Origin of the sequence: Pseudarthrobacter sp. S6, from assembly GCF_050156575.1 — a bacterium.
Lineage (GTDB): Bacteria > Actinomycetota > Actinomycetes > Actinomycetales > Micrococcaceae > Arthrobacter.
The window spans coordinates 905,153-924,695 of the sequence record NZ_CP189581.1 but is presented as its reverse complement, the minus strand read 5'-3'; the positions used below and the strand labels follow the sequence as shown (position 1 = coordinate 924,695).

Sequence of the window (19,543 nt, the reverse complement as noted above, 5' to 3'; positions counted from 1 at the left end):
TCCGCGACCGAAATGCACTCTAGGCCTCCGGCGTACCCTGGCGGAACCGGAGCCGCCACCTGTTGCCGTCCAGGAGCCACAGTGAGCTATGGAGAGCCGTGCCGGGGCGCGAGTAACTTCGGCACGTCAGCAGGATCGCGCTGGTGCCGATGCGGTCCGCACCCAGGATCTCCAGCTCGGTGTGCTGCACTGGTTCCTCTTCGAGCGCCATCATCGTGGCGTCACGGGTCCAGACTCTGCCCGAGGTTCCGATTTCCATAAAATCAGGGTGGAGGAGGACACCGGTACGGCCGATGTCGCCACGGATGTCGGGGTCCGACAATTCGCGTTCGAGGGCCTCGACGATCGCCTCTGGGCTCATCTCAGCCCCGGCGGACTCCGCAGGGATGAACGATTCGCTCTCCAGTTCACTGAAGAGGTCCGGCTCGTCGTAGGCGTCTTGGTTCACGAGGTCCTGGCCGTACGAGGCCTGACGGCCGGCACCAGCACCACCGGCTGTGGTGGCCGCCTTCAGGCCGGCTGCAGTGACGGCGTCGGGGCCGGCCAGCGCAGGACCTGCCCCGGAGCTGACGGCAACGCGGCTATCAACTGCTGGGCCAACAGCTTCCGGGGCTCCAGCGAAGCCTGGGCCTGACCGCGCTGCCACACCCTGCTGGTATGCCGTGGCGGCGGCACGCGCGCGGACATCGGCTGCCTCGTTGAGGTCGTGGCCGGCGTGGCCCTTGACCCATTCGAAGGTGTATTTCCGGCCGGCGATTTCCCGGTCAAGTTCCTTGAGCAGCTCCACGTTCAGTACAGGTTTGCCGTCGGCCTTCCGCCAGCCCTTGCGTTTCCACCCCGGCATCCACTTTGTGATGGAGTTGATCACGTACTGGCTGTCGCAGAGAACCCTCAGGTCCTCTTCCGGGACGTGCGCGGTGGCACGGAACAGATCCAGCACAGCCATTAGCTCGCCCTGGTTGTTGGTGCCGTGCGGCCATCCCCCGGCGCGCCAGCAGTCGTCGTTCACATACCAGGCCCAACCGGCCGGGCCGGGATTTCCTAAAGCCGAACCGTCGGCCGCTGCAGTAATTGTCACGGAACCATCCTGCCAGAGTTCCCTGACAGGCCATGGCCACCGGCCGCCGTTGCTCTATCACTTTTGGTTGCCAACCGGCCCTCTAAGGGACCATATCTGATAGAGCAACTTCCTGTTTGGGGGGAGGCGTTAACGCCGACGGCGGCCCCCACCGTTTGGTGAGGACCGCCGTAGTGCGTCTTACTGTGGGGAAAGTGGGGCTAGAAGCCGCCCATGCCGCCCATGTCGTCGCCGCCACCCATGGCCGGAGCGTTCTTCTCCGGCTTGTCGGCCACAACGGCCTCGGTGGTGAGGAACAGACCAGCAATGGAAGCCGCGTTCTGCAGGGCAGAGCGGGTTACCTTGACCGGGTCGTTGATGCCGGCAGCCAGCAGGTCGACGTATTCGCCGGTTGCTGCGTTCAGGCCGTGGCCTGCAGGCAGGCCGCGGACCTTGTCGACAACAACGCCAGGCTCGAGGCCGGCGTTGAAGGCGATCTGCTTCAGCGGGGCGTCGATGGCAACGCGGACGATGTTCGCACCGGTTGCTTCGTCACCTGTCAGGTTCAGGTTCGCGAACGCCTTGGCGCCGGCCTGAATCAGTGCAACGCCGCCACCGGCGACGATGCCTTCTTCAACAGCAGCCTTCGCATTGCGGACAGCGTCCTCAATGCGGTGCTTGCGTTCCTTCAGCTCAACTTCGGTTGCGGCACCGGCCTTGATGACTGCAACGCCGCCGGCCAGCTTGGCCAGGCGTTCCTGCAGCTTCTCGCGGTCGTAGTCCGAATCGGAGTTTTCGATCTCGGCACGGATCTGGGAAACGCGGCCAGCGATCTGGTCGGCGTCGCCGGCACCTTCAACGATGGTGGTCTCGTCCTTGGTAACAACAACCTTGCGGGCGCGTCCCAGGAGTTCCAGTCCGGCGGTCTCCAGCTTGAGTCCGACTTCCTCAGCGATGACCTGGCCACCGGTGAGTACAGCGATGTCGGCCAGTTGGGCCTTGCGACGGTCGCCGAAGCCCGGAGCCTTGACGGCAACGGACTTGAAGGTGCCACGGATCTTGTTGACGATCAGGGTGGCCAGGGCCTCGCCCTCGATGTCCTCGGCAATGATCAGCAACGGCTTGTTGGACTGCATGACCTTTTCCAGGACAGCGACCAGTTCCTTGACGTTGGAGATCTTCGAGTTGACGATCAGGATGTACGGGTCCTCAAGGACCGTTTCCTGGCGCTCAGTATCGGTAACGAAGTAAGCGGAGATGTAACCCTTGTCGAAGCGCATGCCTTCGGTGAGCTCGAGCTCCAGGCCGAAGGTGTTGGACTCCTCGACGGTGATGACGCCTTCTTTGCCCACCTTGTCGAGGGCTTCAGCGATCAGGGCGCCAATTTCGTCGTCACCGGCGGAGATGGAGGCGGTAGCCGCAATCTCTTCCTTGGTTTCGATTTCCTTGGCGGAGGCCAGCAGCTCAACCGTGACGGCCGCTACAGCTTTTTCGATACCGCGCTTGAGGGACAGCGGGTCAGCGCCGGCCGCGACGTTGCGCAGGCCTTCCTTGACCAGAGCCTGCGCCAGCACGGTAGCCGTGGTGGTGCCGTCGCCAGCGACGTCGTCCGTCTTCTTGGCAACTTCCTTGACCAGCTCGGCGCCGATCTTTTCGTAAGGGTCGTCCAGCTCGATCTCCTTGGCGATGGAAACACCATCGTTGGTGATCGTGGGGGCGCCCCACTTCTTTTCGAGGACGACGTTGCGTCCACGCGGGCCGAGGGTGACCTTGACGGCGTCGGCGAGGATGTTCAGGCCCCGCTCAAGGCCGCGGCGTGCCTCTTCATCAAATGCAATGATCTTGGCCATAACGGCAGTAGTCCTTTCGGGACAGTCGTTAAGAATGAACCTCACTGCAGTGCCCGCGACGGACGATCCTTCACCGGCGGCCTCTGTATGCCGTGGCTGGGGATCTCACTCCAGCTAGGTATTTCTCTCGCTCCACGACCGCCGCCAAGCTCCGATGCCGGAAAACCGGACGTTGCTTTAGCAGTCGATACGTAAGAGTGCTAACTCAATAATTAGCACTCCCTAGGTGAGAGTGCAAGCGAAAGGCCCCGCAAATCGCGCCGTCCAGGCGGCCCGTTCGCCACCGGCGATCAGCCTGCGACCCGGCCTGCAGCCTCACGGCCGGTGAGCACCGCCCTGTTGTCTGCGCCGTAAGTGAACACCATGTAGTTGGCCGTGGTGATATCACCGTTGGTGTCGAAGGCAACCGGCCCCGATTCGCCGTCGTAATTAATGCCCGCCCCGGTCTTCAGGACCGCGAGGCAATCGGTGTAGGACAGGCATGGCTTGGCGGCCGGGCCAGAGGCCTGCGCGGCGGGCTGCCCGCCTGCTGTCCCGCCGGAGACGGCGATCAGGTTCGCGGCAATGGAGCGGCCGGCATCGTCGTCGGCCTTCGCTGCGGCCAAGGCGGCGAGATTCACGGCGTCGTAGGTCTCTGCGGCGAACGAAAGGTCTTTCAGCGCAGGGTTGACCGCCACAAGACGGGCTTGGAAGTCCGCGGACGGCAACAGACCCGGTGCCACTGCACGGGCACCGTCGAGGGCCTTGGATCCCAGCCCCGAACCGTACTGGGCGAAGGCGCCGTCGCTCAGGATGATGCTCTTGCCCGAGAGCCCTGCGTTGTTGAGCTCTGCGAGGGCACCATGGGCGTCGTCCCTGGCGATCAGCACCACCGCGTCAGGCGTGGCGGCCTTGGCAGCGGCTGCCGCGTTCCTGGCGTCGCCGGGCTTGAAGGCGGTGGTGGAGACGGTGACCAGTCCGGTGTTCTTGGCGGCGCCGGCCACCGCGGCAGCTACATCTTTTCCGTAGCTCGAGTCCTGGTGGACCACGGCAAGGCTCTTGGCGCCGCCGTCCTTGGCCAGTTTCACCAGCACCGATGCCTGGGCAACGTCCGCTGCCGCCGTCCTGAAGTAATAGCCGCCGCTTTTGTAGCGGGACAGGCCGGCAGCGGAGTTGGCCGGCGAGACGAGCGTGACGCCCGCAGCTGAGAGGACGTCGATGGCGGCGGCGGCGTGGCTCGAATCGGTCGGTCCGATCACCGCATCAACTTTGACTGAGGCCAGGTTCCTGGCCTGGGCGTCGGCGCCCTCGCCGGTGCCCACCACGAGATCAACAGGCCTGCCCTTGTGGCCGCCGGCCGCATTGATTTCCTTGACGGCGAGTTGGGCCGCAGCGAGCTCCGAGTCGTTGAGGAAGGCCTGTTTCCCTGTGCTGTCCTGAATCAGCCCGATCCGCAGCGTGCCGTCACCGGATGCTTCAGCCGATTCAACCCGGGCGTTGCCGCCTGCCCCGGCGCAGCCGGCCAAGGCCAGCAGGAGTGCCGCCCCTGTAGTTGTGCGGACGATTGTTGCGCGCAAGCTGCGGGAGATCACTGAGCGGGCCGGACGTTTTCTGCCTGCGGGCCTTTCTCGCCTTCGCCGACCTCAAGCTCGACGCGCTGGCCCTCATCCAAGGCCCGGTAACCTTCGCCCTCAATGGCCGACCAGTGCACAAAGACATCGTCCCCGGAGCCGTCCACCGTAATAAAGCCGTAGCCCTTTTCGGCGTTGAACCACTTAACCGTTCCCAATGCCATGATGTCCGCTCTTTTCCGTCGTGCCGTCGGTCCCCGTCGGAAGTGTGCCGCTTGTTACGGACCGAAGCCTGAAATCACTCTAGCGACAAGCCATCCGGCGGGCCGAGCCACACGGCCGCTCCGGTGCCCAAAAGTTATTCAGGCGTGACCGCGCGGCATCACTTGTAGCCCGGCCCCAGGACAACAACCAACGGCACCTGGAATTCCTGGGTCTCCACCAGCGTGGGGACGTTCAGGAGTTTCGAGAGTGCTTCTGCGTTGGCTTTCTGCGCCGGGCCTGCATAGAAGATTGCGGATGTCTTTTGCGGAGCGCCGCCCCAGTTTCCCACCTGACCCAGGGTCCAGCCATCGGCCTGGACCATCGAGCTGATGCGTCCGGCGAGCCCGGCCGTACCTGCCGCGTTGTAGATGGCAACGCCCTGGGTCTTGTCCAGCACAGCTGCGGAGGGGACGTTACTGGGCGAAGCGCTGGGCTCTGCGTCCGGGCTCTTCGAGGGCTCCGGGTCCGCGGAAGATTCAGCGGTGACGGACGGTGCAGCGCTTGCCTCGGGTGCCGCGGTTGATTCCAGGCTGGTTGAGGCTTCGCTGCCGGCCTGGGTAAACCCGAGCTTGGGAAGGATCAGGAAGGAGACCATTCCGATGGCCAATGCAACAATCCCCACAGCAAGGATGGGCCACAGCTTGCGGCGGGCCGGCGCCGAGGCCGCACGGTGGACGCCCTGCCGCGAGGCGGACTCCGGAACCTTGTCGAATTCATCCCGAGCGTATTTGGTCATGGTGGGGAGACGTCCTTGTTGATTGCTGCTGATGGCTCAGCACGAGCGTGGTCAGGCGTCGGAACCCAGGCGTCGTGCAGTGCGTGCCCGGTGACGCGACGTACGTAGTCTACGCAATCTCTTGACCAGCATGGGGTCGTGGGCCAATGCTGCCTCGGTGTCAATAAGGGCGTTGAGCAGCTGGTAGTAGTGGGTCGCGGACAGGTCGAACAGCTCCCTGATGGCCTGTTCCTTGGCCCCCGCGTATTTCCACCACTGCCGCTCCAGTGCCAGCATCTGCTGGTCGCGCTCGCTCAGGGGAGAGTCACGGAGGGTAAAATCCGCCAGCAAAGAGCCGCGCTTCTCAGGCTCCGGCACGCGCTCCCGAGCAGGTTCCGCCACGGAACACCCCTTCGCTGGTCTTGCTGAATCACCGGTTAAGTTTCAAAATCTGCTCCCCATGTTACGGCGTAAATAACACCGATGTCATTTGCGCCCCGGCTGCAGTGGCCGGTAACCCTGCGAGAATGGGAGCGTGTTTGATTCTGACGCGCTGTTCGAACTGACGGCAGACCCGGCCGAGCCCGTCGGCTTTGCCGAGATGGCCGTTTTGCCGCTCAGTGCGCTGATGGCGGCCGACTGGGCGGAGACGCTGGGCCCCGTTGAGGGTGAACTGCGTGGCGTCCTGAACTTCCTGGCGACCGAAGTTGCCGCGGGGCACCACGTGCTACCAGCGCCGTCGAACGTTCTGCGCGCCTTCCGGCAGCCGCTGGCCAGCGTGAAAGTCCTGGTAATGGGCCAGGACCCCTACCCGACGCCGGGCCATGCGATCGGCCTGTCCTTCGCCGTTGACGGGCGGACCCGGCCCATCCCGCGGAGCCTGGCGAATATCTACCGCGAACTGGAGGCCGATCTTGGCCTTCCCGCGCGCGTCCACGGTGACCTGTCCGCCTGGGCCAGCCAAGGGGTCCTGCTGCTGAACCGGGTCATGAGCGTCCGGGCAGGGGCTGCCGGCTCCCACCGGGGCAAAGGCTGGGAGGCCATCACGACGGCGGCTGTCACCGCGGTTGCCGGCCGGCAGACGTCCGACGGCGGCCCGGCGCCGCTGGTGGCGGTGCTGTGGGGCAAGGACGCGGAGAGCGTCCGGCCCCTCCTGCCAGGCGCGGCGGTCGTGTCCAGCGCACACCCCAGCCCCTTGTCTGCGTCGCGCGGATTCTTCGGCTCCAGGCCCTTCAGCACCATCAACCAGCTGCTGCAGGACCAGGGCTGCCCTGGCGTAACCTGGGCACTCCCTCCGGTCCCCTAGCTTAGGGTTACCTTATGAGCACTGTTCCGGCCGTCACCAGCGCCACAAAAAATACACGTCCGCAGATCGGTCTCACGGTCATTCGGCGGGAAGAACTCTCGCCCCACATGGTCAGGATCGTGGCCGGCGGCAAGGGTTTCGCCGCCTACGTGAACAACAGCTTCGTGGACCGCTACGTCAAGATTGTCTTCCCGCAGCCCCACATTAACTATGCCCAGCCCCTGGACTTGTGGACCATCCGCGAAACCATGCCCCGCGAGCAGTGGCCCTTCACCCGCACCTACACGGTCCGCTGGGTGGACACCGAGGCGCAGGAACTTGCCATCGACTTTGTGATCCACGGCGCCGAGGGGCTGGCGGGTCCGTGGGCGGCTGCTGCCAAGCCCGGCGACACCATCACCTTCACCGGGCCGGGCGGCGCCTACAACCCGGCGCCTGACGCGGACTGGTACCTCTTTGCCGGCGATGAGGCCGCACTTCCTGCGATCGCCGCCGCCATTGAATCGTTGCCTGCTGAAGCGGCCGGCCTGGCATTTATCGAGGTGGACAGCGATGCCGACATCCAGTCCGTCGCGTCCCCTGCCGGGGTTCAGGTGACCTGGCTACGCCGCAACGGCGCACCGGCCGGCGTCGGGGACCTTCTGGTCTCAGCGGTGGCCGGCGCCGAATGGCCTGCCGGCCGGGTTGACGTTTTTGCCCACGGCGAGCGCGGCTACATGAAGGGCCTGCGGGACGTGTTTTTCGTCCAGCGCGGCCTGGAACGGAACCAGGTTTCGCTGTCCGGCTACTGGGCCCAGGGCCGGGTGGAGGACGACTTCCAGGCCGAAAAGAAGCTCCCCGTAGGGAAGGTCTGACCCGTAGCCAGCACTTAGCGGACTCTGACCAATCGCCCAACAAATGGTCCAAATCTTGTCCGGCGCACCACACAGGCCTAGACTCACCGTAAATGGCCCTCCGGCAGCTGCTGATCGGGCTTTCGGTTACGCCGTTCGAGCGTCCCGGGGAGCCGTCATGAATGCTACGACCAGGCGATTCCTCCGCCGGGTGTTTACCTTCTGCCGCGCAGTGGTCAAAACAGCAGTGTTCGCGCCAATGGTCGCCCGGTCAGCATCCGCCCCGGCCCGGATCTGGGCGGCCCTGTCCTGGGCCACCCTCATCTACCTTGCGGGCTTCGGCGTGCCAAGCGGCGCCGGAGGGCCCACCCGTGCAGCCGCAGGAGCAGCCAGCCTCCGAAGAACAGCCTGACTCCGACTCGAGGTCTGTTCACTTCACCGCAGCCGGGGACATCGGCATGGGCGGCGGCGCCAAGGCAGTGCTCGACGTGATCGCCGGGCTGAAGCCGGATCTAAACCTAGTGCTCGGCGACCTCTCTTACCAGACCGGCACTGGGCAGCCGTTCTGCGACATGGTGACAGCGAAACTTGGCCAGGATTTTCCGTACGAGCTGATCACGGGGAACCACGAAAGCGACGGCCACGACGGCGCTATCGGCACGTTCGCCCATTGCCTGCCCAACAGGCTGCCCGGGTCGCAAGGCACGTACGGTACGCAATGGTACGTCGACGTGCCCCGGGACCGCCCCCTGGTGAGATTCATCCTCATTTCTCCCGGGATTGATTTTCCCGGCGGACAGCCCCTGGACTATTCGCAGGGCAGCAACCGCTGGCGCTGGACCGAATCTGCCATCGACGGTGCCCGAGCCGCAAACATCCCCTGGACTGTGGTGGGCATGCACACCCCGTGCTTCAGTATGGGAGACTACGGCTGCCAGCCCGGGGAGCGACTGACGAACATGCTGGTGAGCAAGAACGTGGACCTCGTGCTCACCGGCCACCAACATGTCTATCAGCGGACACGTCAACTCCGCCTGACTGAACGTTGCCCCGTGCTGGTCCCCGGAGAGGCCCGGGACGATTGTGTGGCCGACTCCGACAACCACCTTGCCAGAGGCAGGGCACGGTCTTTGTCACGGTCGGCGTGGGCGGCGCCGGGCACCACGACGTCCAAGCCGATGATCCTGAGGCCGGCCTGTTTGCTGTCTGGACAGGGAAAAACAGAGAGCGGACCCTGGGAACCCTGGACGTGAAGCTAACGGACTCCCCCGCCTGGACGCACGTTTTGTGCCGGCTGCCGGGTCCACCGTCACCGATGCCTTCGCGGTTGAGCGCTAGGCGCGGGCTTTAGTGGCTGGCGCTAGCTAGCGCCTCCGGGCGCGGCGCCGCTCGTTGCTGGCCAGGCCGCGTGTCAGCGGCCGCGCCAGGGTGTCGCCGAGCACGATTCCGCCGGCTGTGCCCAGGACGATCGCGCCGGCGTTGAGCATGCCGCCAGCACCAAGGAGAACTTCTGATTCCTCCATGGTCAACACATACATGGACCGGAAGATGGTCAGCCCGGGCAGCAGGATCAGTGCCGCCGGGACCGCTACCACCAGCTGTGGTGCGCCCATCTTAAGCGCCACCACGCGCGCCAGCAGGCCGATCACGACGGCGGCGAGCGCCGGGGAGAACCGGTCCCCGACGCCGAAGGACGCGGCGCCCAGCAGCACAAAATAGCCCACCACGCCCACACCGGCGGTGGGCAGCAGCAGCTCCCAGGAGGTCTGCTCGGTCACGCCGATGGCCATCACTGCGACGGCGATAAAGATCACCAAGACCCAAAGGTCGTAGGCAGGCGGGAACGTCTGCGTGACACTAATGGGCTGCATTCCGGTCATCTGGCCCACCACAAAGGCCACTGCAATCCCGGACACAATCGCGCCGAACGTCAGCACGGTGGACAGGAACCGTCCCGCTGCGGTCACGGGAAAACCGTTGATGGCGTCCTGGACCGAGGAGACGAGGCGTCCCGTGGGCAGGAGCAGGAGGATGCCACCCACCACCACAATCGATGGTGCATTGGTGAGTTCAAAGCGCCACAACAGCAACGCGGTGAGCGTAACGCCGAAGGCGCATGCCGCCGTCGTGAAGAAGTCCGGAACCCGCCACCGGCCCAACTGGCGGGCGAGCAGGCTGACGCCGATGTTGGCCGCGAAGGCAATGCCCGAGGAAACCGGTCCTCCGCCGAGCACGCCCACAAAAGCTGCGGCGAACACGCCGAACGCTATGGTGACCATCCAGCGCGGGAACGGTTTGGGGCTGGTGATGGCCTCGTCCAGACGGCGGATGGCTTCATCGCGGCCCACTCCCCCGGCCACAATGTCCGTCACCAGCCGGTGTACCTTGGCCAGGCCGGCATAGTTGTTGGTCCAGGACCGCACCACCCGAAGCAGCGAGATGGGCGTCTGGTCCTTGGGCGCATAGTTGATGGCCACCGACTGGTTGGTGATGTCCACTTCAATGTTTTTGAGCCCCAGCGCCGCGGTGACGGCAATGATGCTCGTCTCCACTTCCAGGGCACCTGCCCCGTACCGGAACATGGTCTCGGCCAGGTGCAGGGAGAAGTCAAGGGTCTTGCGTGCGGAGGTGTCCACGCCTCCCACCTGGATCATGGGGTTGGCGTAGGGGCTGCCGGCGAGCCTGTCCACGATGCTCAGCGGCGCCGTCGGCGGGTCTTCCCCCCGTACCAGGCGCCGCAGCATCCTCTTGGCCGCGGCATCCTGGTGGAGCTGGGAGGGTGTCAGCGGCTCTGTTTTGGGCAGGCCGCTGGTGGGAGGCCTGCGCCTTGGATTTTCAGGTCGATCGGTCACCTTGGTGCTCCTCCCTTTATGGCAGTTCGTGGATTGGTGCTAAGCCCGGCGTTTGAGTGGCAGTTTGCCCAGCAGCGTGCGGGCAGCAGCGATGGCCGTGCGGACCAGGCGGTTGGCTTGGAAGGCTACCGGCCGCACGGGCATCACGAAGTCACCCAGCAGCTGGACCACGTCGCCACCGAAGCCCTTCTTGAACTCGTAGCCGCCGTGACCTTCTTCGTCCTGTCCCTGGATGCCGAAGGTGCCGTAGAAGTTGTAGCGCGAGTAGCCCTTGTCCAGGGCGTGCAGCATCATCCCCCAGTACAGCGAGGTGGCGCCGTTGAAGTAGATGTAGTCCTGCTTGGTGCCGCCGATAACGCAGACCACCTCGTCGCCGAAGCAGACGAAGTGGATGGCGGCCACTGTTGCCACTCCCACGGAGTCCGGGAACCGCTCGATGTCCTTGAGGCTGCGTTCGTAGCTGTCCACGAGGTCCTGGACCACTTTGAGGCGGTTAGCCTTCTTTTTGCTGCCGGTCTCTTCCACTTCACGGCGGAGTTCGACTGCGGACGCCGCTTCCGCTTCCAGTCGCTCGGTGATGGACTTCCGGTACTCGGGGATGTCAATCTTGGCCATCATGAGCTTGGTGAACTCGGCCGAGGTGGTCCGCAGGAGCTGTTCGTAGTATTCGCGTTCCCGGTAGAAGAAGCCCTTCTCGTCCCCCGCGGTGCTCAGCGCATCGTAGAACTCGTCGAGGGTTTCAAGGGTCGCCTGTTCCAGGAACACGCCGTTCTTTTCGGCCTTCCGGATGGCCTTCCGGGTCCGGTAGTTGGTGCCCATGATGAGCTCCTCGGCGTCCGTGATGCCCTCGAGCTGCTTGATGAACATCCAGTTCACGTTGGCGAAGTTCATGTCCGCGCCCTGGTGTTCAAGACCCAGGGCCGCCAGTTCCGCCACGAGCGGCCTGTTGTCAAGGATCTCGGGGTGTTCGGCACCGTCGGCATCGCGGGCGATGTACGTCAGGTTCGGGGAAATCCGCAGTTCGGCAGCCTTGCGCTCCGCGGCACGTTCCTTAAGGAGTCCGACGACGTCACTCACCAGGGCGGCGTCCGTGTAGTCCAGGAGGGGGCCCTTGGCGCATTCGCACACCCTGTAGCCCCAACGGTTGGTGGTGTAATTCAACTTGCCGGCTGCGACCAGAACGCCGTCGCGCCTGACACCGAACAGCTCCACTGCCTGGCCGCGGGCGCTCTGGAAGCGGGTGAAGTCAGCGGACTGGATGAAGTTGTTTTGCGGGTGCTTGAGGGAGAAGGACTCAAACTCGGCGTCGCTGAGGACGCTGAGCTGGAGACCAGCTCCGGCTTTGGTGGGATTCACGGAAGTAACCTCATCTATGGCCGCGCTGCCGCATTGGGCAGGCGCTGGCCTTCGTGGTGTGGATGGTGAGCGTGGCTGGCGGACTGTCAGTAGAACTGCTGGCCGCTGCGTGCGGTTTCCAGCCTGCGGAAGATCCGTTCCGCGCCTTTGACCCACAGGGCATGCCTGACGGGCGACAGCACGTAGTCGTAGCAGCCGACGAAGTCCGTGACCGTTTTGGTGAAGCTCGTCTTGAACATGCCCATGCCGTACAGGTGGTGGGACCTGTCCTTGATCAGGCTGGACGGCGGGGTGCCGCAGAAGTCGTACTCGGTACAGCCGAGTTCCTGCATTCTTCGGATGGCCTGCCACTGGACCAGGTGCGAATCGCCGTACTGCTTCCTGTTCTGAGTGGAGCCGCCGTCCTTGTAGGTTGCCTTGGATCCGTAGTTGATCACAAAGGCGCCCACACTGGGTTTGCCGTCCTCATAAACGAAGAAGAAGTTACCTTGGCCGCGGGTGCAGAATTCCTCCCAGAACCGGGTGTAGTACTCGAGGCTGCGCAACGGCATAGAGCCCTTGGCGTTGACGGTGTCCGCCATCAGGTCATACAGCGCCCGGTACGTTTCCGGGCCGGGCTCCTGCTGCACCACCGCGCAGCCTTCACGCTCTGCCCGGCGGATGGCGTTGCGGGCCCGGGAGGAGATGGACCGGAACACCTGGTTCTCCGGTGCCGCGATGTCCAGCAGGGCGGTGGAGTCATTGGATTGGATGTTCGGGGCCTTCACCAAGCCGGCGGCGGCGACGTGCGCCCGGGCTTCCGGGGTGGACACAACGTCGGGTTCAATCTTGATGGTGAAGACGTTGAGGTTCCGGCTCCGGGCGAACGCAGCGCACGCGTCCAACACCGGCTTGAGGTCCTCGACGGCACCCAGGTCAGGGCCCTTGATCAGGTACCACAGGACGCCCAGCACCGGGAATTTCTTCTCCAGCACCAGGTTGTAGCTGGCGGTCCCGGCAGACTCCAGGACCAGGAAGCGGGCGGTCCAGCCGCTGCCGTTCTTCACGGACGCGTAGGCGGCGGACTGCAGCATGTTGCCGCCGTTCGGGTTGGCCGTGACGTGCTTGTCCCAGTTCTCAATTTCCTCCGCTGTGGCAAAGCGGGCGGTGAATTCTCGCAAGGGGGCCGTGTCCAATCTCAGGGGTTTGTGCGCGGTTCTGTACTCGTGGCTACGTGCGGACATGTAGCCACAAGTCTAAAGCCTGATCTGGCCCGGGCGTTTCAGCCCGGTCCCGGGACTACCTTGACCGGCAGGCAGCGCTTCGCAAGGGTTGACCCATGGAGTCGCCATCAGACAGGTCCATCCACCACCGCCAAAACGCCACCGGGATCCGCGGGCGCGGCGTGCAGGTGGCTGCCCTCGCGCTCTTCCTTGCGGCCTCCGCCCTGGTCGCTTGGCTGGGTGCCTTTGCCACGGTCAACAACGTGAACGGGTGGTACGTCGACGCCGACAAGGCTCCCTGGTCGCCACCCAATTGGCTGTTCGGGCCAGTGTGGACGATCCTCTACACAGCCATGGCCGTGGCCGCGTGGCTGGTCTGGCGCCGCGGCAGTCCGGAGTCGCGTCCGGCCCTGGTTATCTACGGAATCCAGTTGTTCCTGAATCTTGTGTGGACACCTGTCTTCTTCAGCCTGTATCCGCTGATCGGGACGGCCGCTTTGTGGCTGGCTTTTGCGGTCATCCTGGCGCTGATCCTGGCGGTGACGGTTACGGTGGTCCGCTTCGGCCCGATCAGCAGGCTGGCCGGGATCCTGTTGTTGCCTTACATAACCTGGATCGTGTTCGCGTCGTCCCTCAACCTGTGGGCAGCGCTGACTAACTAGCCAACGTACCAGCTGCTGGCCGGTGTTTTAGTCTTCGAACTCGGACAGCGGCGGGCAGGAGCAGATCAGGTTGCGGTCCCCGGCTGCGCCGTCGATCCGGCCTACGGGCGGGAAGTACTTGTCCTGCTTGAGGTGGTGGAGCGGGAAGGCTGCCTGCTCGCGCGGGTACGCGCGGTTCCAATCGGAATTCACGACGGCGGACGCGGTGTGGGGTGCGTGGCGCAGCGGGCTGTTCTCGACGCTGAAATCGCCGCTGGCCACCTGGGCGATTTCCTTCCGGATGGTGATCATCGCGTCGATGAACCGGTCGATCTCCACCAGGTCCTCGGACTCCGTCGGTTCCACCATCAGCGTGCCCGCAACCGGGAACGCCAGGGTAGGGGCGTGGAAACCGTAGTCAATGAGGCGCTTGGCTACATCCTCAGCCGTAACGCCGGTCTTCGCCGTCAGATCCCGGAGGTCCAGGATGCACTCGTGCGCCACGAGTCCGCCCTCACCGGTGTAAAGGACCGGGAAGTACTCGTTCAGGCGCGCCGCAACGTAGTTCGCCGCCAGCAGCGCCGACTTCGTCGCCTCGGTCAGGCCCTCGGCACCCATCAGCTTCACATACGCCCACGAGATCGGCAGCACGCCCGCGGAACCGTAGTTGGATGCGCTGATGGCCACGCCGTGGCCCGCTTCGTGGGCTGACTTGTTAGCGTCACCGGGCATAAACGGTGCCAGGTGCGCCTTCGCTGCGACCGGACCAACACCGGGTCCGCCGCCGCCATGCGGGATGCAGAACGTCTTGTGCAGGTTCAGGTGCGAGACGTCACCGCCGAACTTGCCCGGCTGCGCCAGACCCACGAGGGCGTTCAGGTTGGCACCATCCACGTAGACCTGGCCGCCGGCGGCGTGCACGGCGTCGCAGATTTCGGTCACGTCCGCGTCGTACACACCGTGGGTGGAGGGGTAGGTGATCATGATCGCCGAGAGGACGTCCTTGTTCGCCTCGATCTTGGCGTTCAGGTCCGCGTGATCAATGCTGCCATCCGCAGCGGTCGCCACCACAACCACCTTCATGCCGGCCAGGACAGCCGAGGCCGCGTTGGTGCCATGCGCCGAAGCCGGGATCAGGCACACCGTCCGCTGGTCATCGCCGCGGGACAGGTGGTAGCCACGGATCGCCAGCAGGCCCGCGAGCTCACCCTGGGACCCGGCGTTCGGCTGCAGGGACACCTGATCGTAGCCAGTGATTTCCGCGAGGTCAGACTCCAGCCCGCCGATCAGCTCACGCCAGCCCACGGTCTGGGAATCCGGGGCAAACGGGTGGATCGAGGCGAACTCCGGCCAGGAAATGGCTTCCATCTCCGCCGTGGCGTTCAGCTTCATGGTGCACGAACCCAACGGGATCATGGTCCGGTCCAGCGCCAGGTCCCGGTCACCGAGCCTGCGGATGTAGCGCAGCAACTGCGTCTCGGAACGGTGCGTGTTGAACACCGGATGCTGCAGGTACTCGGAGGAACGTTCGACGGCGGTATCCAGTGCGAACTCAGTGTCAGGGCCTGCGGCCGCGTCCACCACGGCGGCACCAAACACTTCCAGGACACCGGCGACGATTGCCGGGGTCGTGGTTTCGTCGGCGGAGAGACCCACGGTATCGCCGTCGATGTGGCGCAGGTTGATATCGCGGGCTTCGGCGGCGGCCACAACAGCGGCGGCCTTGCCGGGCACGGAAACCGTGACGGTATCAAAGAAGCTTGTGTGCAGTACGTCCAGGCCGGCCGACTTCAGGGATGCGGCGATAGTTGCAGCGTGGCCATGTGTGGTCTCCGCGATTGCCTTCAGGCCGTCGGGGCCGTGGTAAACGGCGTAGAAGGAGGAGACGATGGCCAGCAGTGCCTGCGCGGTGCAGATGTTGGACGTGGCCTTCTCACGGCGGATGTGCTGCTCACGGGTCTGCAGCGCCAGACGGTACGCCGGGACACCGGCGTCGTCCTTGGACACACCCACCAGGCGGCCGGGCATGGACCGCTCCAGACCCTTCGCCACCGCCATATACGCCGCGTGCGGGCCGCCGAAGAACAACGGCACCCCAAAACGCTGCGTCGAACCGACCGCAATGTCCGCACCCTGCTCCCCCGGCGGGGTGATCAGCGTCAACGCCAACAGATCAGCGGCAACGGTCACGAGCGCGCCGCGCTCCTTCGCAGCGGCAATCACGTCAGCGTGGTTGAAGACCCGGCCGGACACACCCGGCTGCTGGAGCACCACACCATTGATGACACCGTCCGGCAGGCCCCTGGACAGGTCAGCGACCTCCACCTCGAACCCCAGGGCCTCGGCGCGGCCCTTCACGATCGCGATGGTCTGCGGCAGGCAATCCGCATCCAGGACCGTCTTGCCATCCCGGGCCTCCTTGTTCTTGTTCGCCCGGCGCATCATCAGCACCGCCTCAGCCACGGCGGTGGCTTCATCCAGCAGGGAGGCGTTCGCGATCGGCAGGCCCACCAGGTCCTGGACCATGGTCTGGAAGTTCAGCAACGCCTCCAACCGGCCCTGCGAAATCTCCGGCTGGTACGGGGTATACGCGGTGTACCAGGCCGGGGCCTCCAGGATGTTCCGGCGGATCACCGCGGGCGTCACCGTGCCGTAATAACCCTGCCCGATCATCTGCACAGCCGTCTTGTTCTTCGCAGCCAGCTTCCGCAGCTCGGCAAGGACCTCAACCTCACTCAGGGCGTCCTTGAGGGCCAGCGGCTTGGCCTGGCGGATGGAGTCTGGGACAGCAGTATCCACCAGCGCGTCCACAGTACCGTAGCCGACGGCCTTGAGCATGGTGTCAACATCGGCCTGGCGGCGGGCGCCAATATGCCGGTCAACGAACGTGGCCGAGGCCGAATTAACACTCACAGGGAACTCCATTACTAATGGCCTGCCGCTTTCCAGAGTTGCCTGGCCGCGGCGGTACGTGGGCCTGAGAGAAAAGGCATATTCAGGTTTAGTATTCGATATTGTGCCGGAAGCAGAAGGCCGCCACGAGGTCCAATTCTCCTACTCCCCGGGCTGCCGGGCAAATGAGGTCATCGGATTCAGCCCCGCAGCCGCTCCACGGCGGCAAGAAGCTCCTCTATGTCTCCATGCCTGCCCCGGCCGCCCCCGCCAGTGCCGCTTTCCCACATGGCGTTGAAATACAGCCCGTCCCCCATGTAGAGCACGGCTTTCGCCATGGCCGGGCCGACGTCGGACGCGATCAGGTCCAACCACTGCTGCTGGATCGCGGCAAAACGCCGCCGCGCCTCTTCATGGGCTACTTCGGCGAGGCGCGTGACGGCCACGAAGGAGCGGTCCATCGGGGAGTCGGACCAGAGCGAGGAACGGATGAAGTATGCTGCCGCACCTTCGGCGGCTGCGGCCATCAGCGTGAGGTCCTCAACGGCCAGGCGATCCATCCGTTCCAGTACGGCAGCGATCAGCGCTTCCCTGTTGGGGAAGTGGTACAACAGTCCGCCTTTGGACACGCCGGCCCGTTTGGCAACCGCGTCCAATGTGGCAGCCCGCTCCCCCACATCGATCAGGAGTTCTTCAAAAGCGTCAAGGACTGCATCGCGTGCGACGGGATTTCTGGCCATGTCTTCAATCATGCACGGTCCGGGCTCCGTTTCTTAACTATACCGTCTGGACGGTATAGTTATTGACATGACGCTGTCTACCCAGTCCAACCAGAACACCCCAATCACATCTCCGACGGCGGTCGATCTCCGGCCGTCCGGGCCCGCCAAGGCGCCCTGGCGCGACTGGCTCGCGCTGACCCTGCTGATGTTCCCGGTGCTCCTGGTTGCGGTGGACAACACTGCGTTGACGTTTGCGCTTCCGGCCATTGCCAGCAGCCTGGACACAACAGGAGTCCAGCTGTTGTGGATTGTGGACGCCTATCCCCTGGTGCTGGCCGGCCTGCTGGTTGCCATGGGCAGCCTGGGAGACCGGATCGGCCGCCTCCGGCTGCTGCTGACCGGCAGCATTGGATTCGCCGCGGTCTCGGCAGCAACAGCTTTTGCCCCCAGCGCGGAGTGGCTGATTGCGGGACGGGCATCGATGGGGTTTTTCGGCGCCATGCTGATGCCCTCAACCCTGTCGCTGATCCGCAACATTTTTCCGGACCCAAACCGGCGTCGGCTGGCCGTCGCCATCTGGGCTGCCGGCTTCTCCGGCGGCGCCGCCCTGGGTCCCATCTTCGGCGGGTGGCTGGTGGAGCAGTTCTGGTGGGGCGCCATCCTGCTGGTCGCCGTGCCCATCATGCTGCCACTGTTGGTGTTTGGTCCTGCGTGCATCCCGGAATCAAAAGATCCGCACCCCGGACGGGTGGACGTGCCCAGCATCGCCCTGTCCCTGCTGGTTATGGTGCCCGTCGTGTATGGCATCAAGGAACTGGCGACCGAAGGCTTCGGGGCCGCTCCGTTGGGACTTGTTGCCTTTGGCCTGGCCATGGGCGTCGTCTTTGTCCGCCGCCAGCAGCGGCTGGCCAGCCCCCTGCTGGACATGTCCTTGTTCGGCAACCGGGTCTTCAGAACCGCCATCACAGCAAACGTGCTGGCCCTGTTCTCCTTTAACGGCTTCATTCTCTTCCTCGCCCAGCACCTGCAGCTCCTGGAAGGGATGACACCTTCGGCCGCCGGAATAGCCATGATCCCGGCCCTGGTGGCCACAGTGCTGGCCGGGCTGGCAGTGGTGCCGCTGGTCCGGAAAGTGCGTCCGGGCTTTGTGGTGGCGGGTGGCCTGGCCTTAAGTGCCACCGGCTACGGAATCGTGGTCTTTGGCGATCACGGCTCCGGCCCGGCCCTCCTGCTGGCCGCGCTGCTGATCCTCGCCCTGGGGGTGGGCACAGCGGAAACCATTTCCAATGACCTAATCCTGGGCTCCGTCCCAGCGGAGAAGTCAGGAGCGGCGGCCGCCATCTCGGAGACGGGCTATGAGGTGGGGTCCCTGCTGGGGACGGCGGTACTGGGCTCCATCCTGACCGCTTCCTACCAGCGCAATCTCCTGCTGCCGGCCGGGGTGGAGGAAACGGCGTCAGGCACTGCGGTGCACCAGGCCGCCGAAACTTTGGCGGGCGCCGTGGAACTGGCCGGCACCCTGCCTGCGCCGCTGGCCGAAGCGCTCGGCGGCGCAGCGCGCCTGGCATTTGACTCCGGCGTCCACACCACTGCGGCAATTGCGCTGGTACTGATGGCGAGCGCGGCAGTCCTCGCCGCCGTCGCACTCCGGAAGGTTCCGACGGCGGACTAGGCACCCGCCGCCGGCAAGCCGGCGAGCGCACAAAAGCGCCCGGCGTCCGAAATCATTTCCGGCGCCGGGCACTTGTGGCCTCACAATCGGCCGGGTCTACTTGGCGTCAGGGGAGGTGACGCTGGCGGAGGCCTTCATGGTCTCTGCGTTCACCATCCACGCGAACTGTTCCAGCTTGGCGATGAATTCGTGGAGCAGGTCCGCGGTGGTGGGATCCTCTTCATCCACTTCGTCATGGACCTTGCGCATGGTGCCCACGGCTGCCTCAAGCGCAGCGACGATCCGCTCGATGGCGTCCTTGGTGTTAATGAGGCCTTCGGGGAACTGGGCCAGACTGGTGGATTTCGCCACCGTAGCACTGCGGCCATCAGGCAGTGCATGGAGGGCGCGCATCCGCTCGGCCATATCATCCGCGAACTGCCGGGCGGCATCCACAATTTCGTCCAGCTGCAGGTGAAGGTCCCGGAAGTTGGTTCCCACAATGTTCCAGTGGGCCTGCTTGCCCTGGATGTGCAGCTCGATCAGGTCCGCAAGTACGGCCTGCAGGTTGTTGGTCAGGGTCGGTGAAGCTTTCATGAATCCTCCTCGATTGGTCCAGTAGTCCCGACGCTATCAGCCAGGGGATCGATCG

At 64.7% G+C, this 19,543-nt stretch carries 17 protein-coding genes; 5 read left to right on the top strand and 12 right to left on the bottom strand.

Going from position 1 to position 19,543, the window contains the following annotated elements; genetic code table 11:
- Positions 1-19 precede the first annotated feature (19 nt).
- The 6 genes from ACQCS0_RS04530 to ACQCS0_RS04505 form a co-directional block, all read right to left on the bottom strand.
- The gene (locus tag ACQCS0_RS04530) at positions 20-1,078 is read right to left on the bottom strand and encodes a ribonuclease HI family protein (RefSeq protein ID WP_354155803.1); all 1,059 of its coding nucleotides are present in this window, start codon (positions 1,076-1,078) and stop codon (positions 20-22) included.
- A 200-nt stretch (positions 1,079-1,278) separates the two neighbouring features.
- A complete protein-coding gene (gene groL / locus ACQCS0_RS04525; protein ID WP_058929984.1) occupies positions 1,279-2,907 on the bottom strand; it encodes a chaperonin GroEL in 1,629 nt (542 codons plus the stop codon).
- Positions 2,908-3,197: 290 nt separating this feature from the next.
- Positions 3,198-4,463: an ABC transporter substrate-binding protein gene (locus ACQCS0_RS04520; protein ID WP_354155804.1), complete on the bottom strand. Its 1,266-nt coding sequence runs from the start codon at positions 4,461-4,463 to the stop codon at positions 3,198-3,200.
- Positions 4,464-4,474: 11 nt separating this feature from the next.
- Positions 4,475-4,681: a cold-shock protein gene (locus ACQCS0_RS04515; RefSeq protein WP_141139551.1), complete on the bottom strand. Its 207-nt coding sequence runs from the start codon at positions 4,679-4,681 to the stop codon at positions 4,475-4,477.
- 158 nt (positions 4,682-4,839) lie between these two features.
- Positions 4,840-5,457 (bottom strand): LytR C-terminal domain-containing protein, encoded by a 618-nt coding sequence (locus ACQCS0_RS04510; protein WP_354155805.1) that lies wholly within the window; start codon positions 5,455-5,457, stop codon positions 4,840-4,842.
- Between the two features lie 51 nt (positions 5,458-5,508).
- Positions 5,509-5,838, bottom strand: a complete 330-nt coding sequence (locus ACQCS0_RS04505) for a DUF3263 domain-containing protein (RefSeq protein WP_354155806.1) — start codon at positions 5,836-5,838, stop codon at positions 5,509-5,511.
- A gap of 133 nt (positions 5,839-5,971) precedes the next feature.
- Between ACQCS0_RS04505 and ACQCS0_RS04500 the strand changes: the two genes are divergently transcribed.
- From ACQCS0_RS04500 to ACQCS0_RS04490, 3 genes are all read left to right on the top strand, one after another.
- A complete protein-coding gene (locus ACQCS0_RS04500) occupies positions 5,972-6,742 on the top strand; it encodes a uracil-DNA glycosylase (protein ID WP_354155807.1) in 771 nt (256 codons plus the stop codon).
- A gap of 14 nt (positions 6,743-6,756) precedes the next feature.
- On the top strand, positions 6,757-7,596 hold the full coding sequence (locus ACQCS0_RS04495) for a siderophore-interacting protein (RefSeq protein WP_354155808.1): 840 nt from the start codon (positions 6,757-6,759) through the stop codon (positions 7,594-7,596).
- A 350-nt stretch (positions 7,597-7,946) separates the two neighbouring features.
- Positions 7,947-8,828: a metallophosphoesterase gene (locus ACQCS0_RS04490; protein ID WP_354155809.1), complete on the top strand. Its 882-nt coding sequence runs from the start codon at positions 7,947-7,949 to the stop codon at positions 8,826-8,828.
- Between the two features lie 111 nt (positions 8,829-8,939).
- Here the strand turns inward: ACQCS0_RS04490 and ACQCS0_RS04485 are convergent, their stop codons facing one another.
- The 3 genes from ACQCS0_RS04485 to ACQCS0_RS04475 form a co-directional block, all read right to left on the bottom strand.
- Positions 8,940-10,427 carry a threonine/serine exporter family protein gene (locus ACQCS0_RS04485; protein ID WP_354155810.1) on the bottom strand — a complete coding sequence of 496 codons (1,488 nt, stop codon included), beginning with the start codon at positions 10,425-10,427 and terminating at the stop codon, positions 8,940-8,942.
- A gap of 39 nt (positions 10,428-10,466) precedes the next feature.
- Positions 10,467-11,783, bottom strand: coding sequence for a peptidoglycan bridge formation glycyltransferase FemA/FemB family protein (locus ACQCS0_RS04480; protein WP_354155811.1), 1,317 nt, complete (start codon positions 11,781-11,783; stop codon positions 10,467-10,469).
- 86 nt (positions 11,784-11,869) lie between these two features.
- Entirely contained in the window at positions 11,870-12,943 is a 1,074-nt protein-coding gene (locus tag ACQCS0_RS04475) for a peptidoglycan bridge formation glycyltransferase FemA/FemB family protein (protein WP_354155813.1), read from the bottom strand.
- A 158-nt stretch (positions 12,944-13,101) separates the two neighbouring features.
- Between ACQCS0_RS04475 and ACQCS0_RS04470 the strand changes: the two genes are divergently transcribed.
- Positions 13,102-13,647, top strand: coding sequence for a TspO/MBR family protein (locus ACQCS0_RS04470; protein ID WP_354222564.1), 546 nt, complete (start codon positions 13,102-13,104; stop codon positions 13,645-13,647).
- Positions 13,648-13,674: 27 nt separating this feature from the next.
- On the opposite strand, the gene gcvP is transcribed toward ACQCS0_RS04470, so the two are convergent.
- Entirely contained in the window at positions 13,675-16,539 is a 2,865-nt protein-coding gene (gene gcvP / locus ACQCS0_RS04465; RefSeq protein ID WP_354155815.1) for an aminomethyl-transferring glycine dehydrogenase, read from the bottom strand.
- Positions 16,540-16,718: 179 nt separating this feature from the next.
- Complete coding sequence (locus ACQCS0_RS04460; protein ID WP_354155816.1) at positions 16,719-17,258, bottom strand: helix-turn-helix domain-containing protein; 540 nt, start codon at positions 17,256-17,258, stop codon at positions 16,719-16,721.
- 67 nt (positions 17,259-17,325) lie between these two features.
- On the opposite strand from ACQCS0_RS04460, the gene ACQCS0_RS04455 reads away from it, so the two are divergent.
- Positions 17,326-18,912, top strand: a complete 1,587-nt coding sequence (locus ACQCS0_RS04455; RefSeq protein WP_354155817.1) for an MFS transporter — start codon at positions 17,326-17,328, stop codon at positions 18,910-18,912.
- A 96-nt stretch (positions 18,913-19,008) separates the two neighbouring features.
- On the opposite strand, the gene ACQCS0_RS04450 is transcribed toward ACQCS0_RS04455, so the two are convergent.
- Entirely contained in the window at positions 19,009-19,488 is a 480-nt protein-coding gene (locus ACQCS0_RS04450) for a DNA starvation/stationary phase protection protein (RefSeq protein WP_354155818.1), read from the bottom strand.
- Positions 19,489-19,543: the final 55 nt, after the last annotated feature.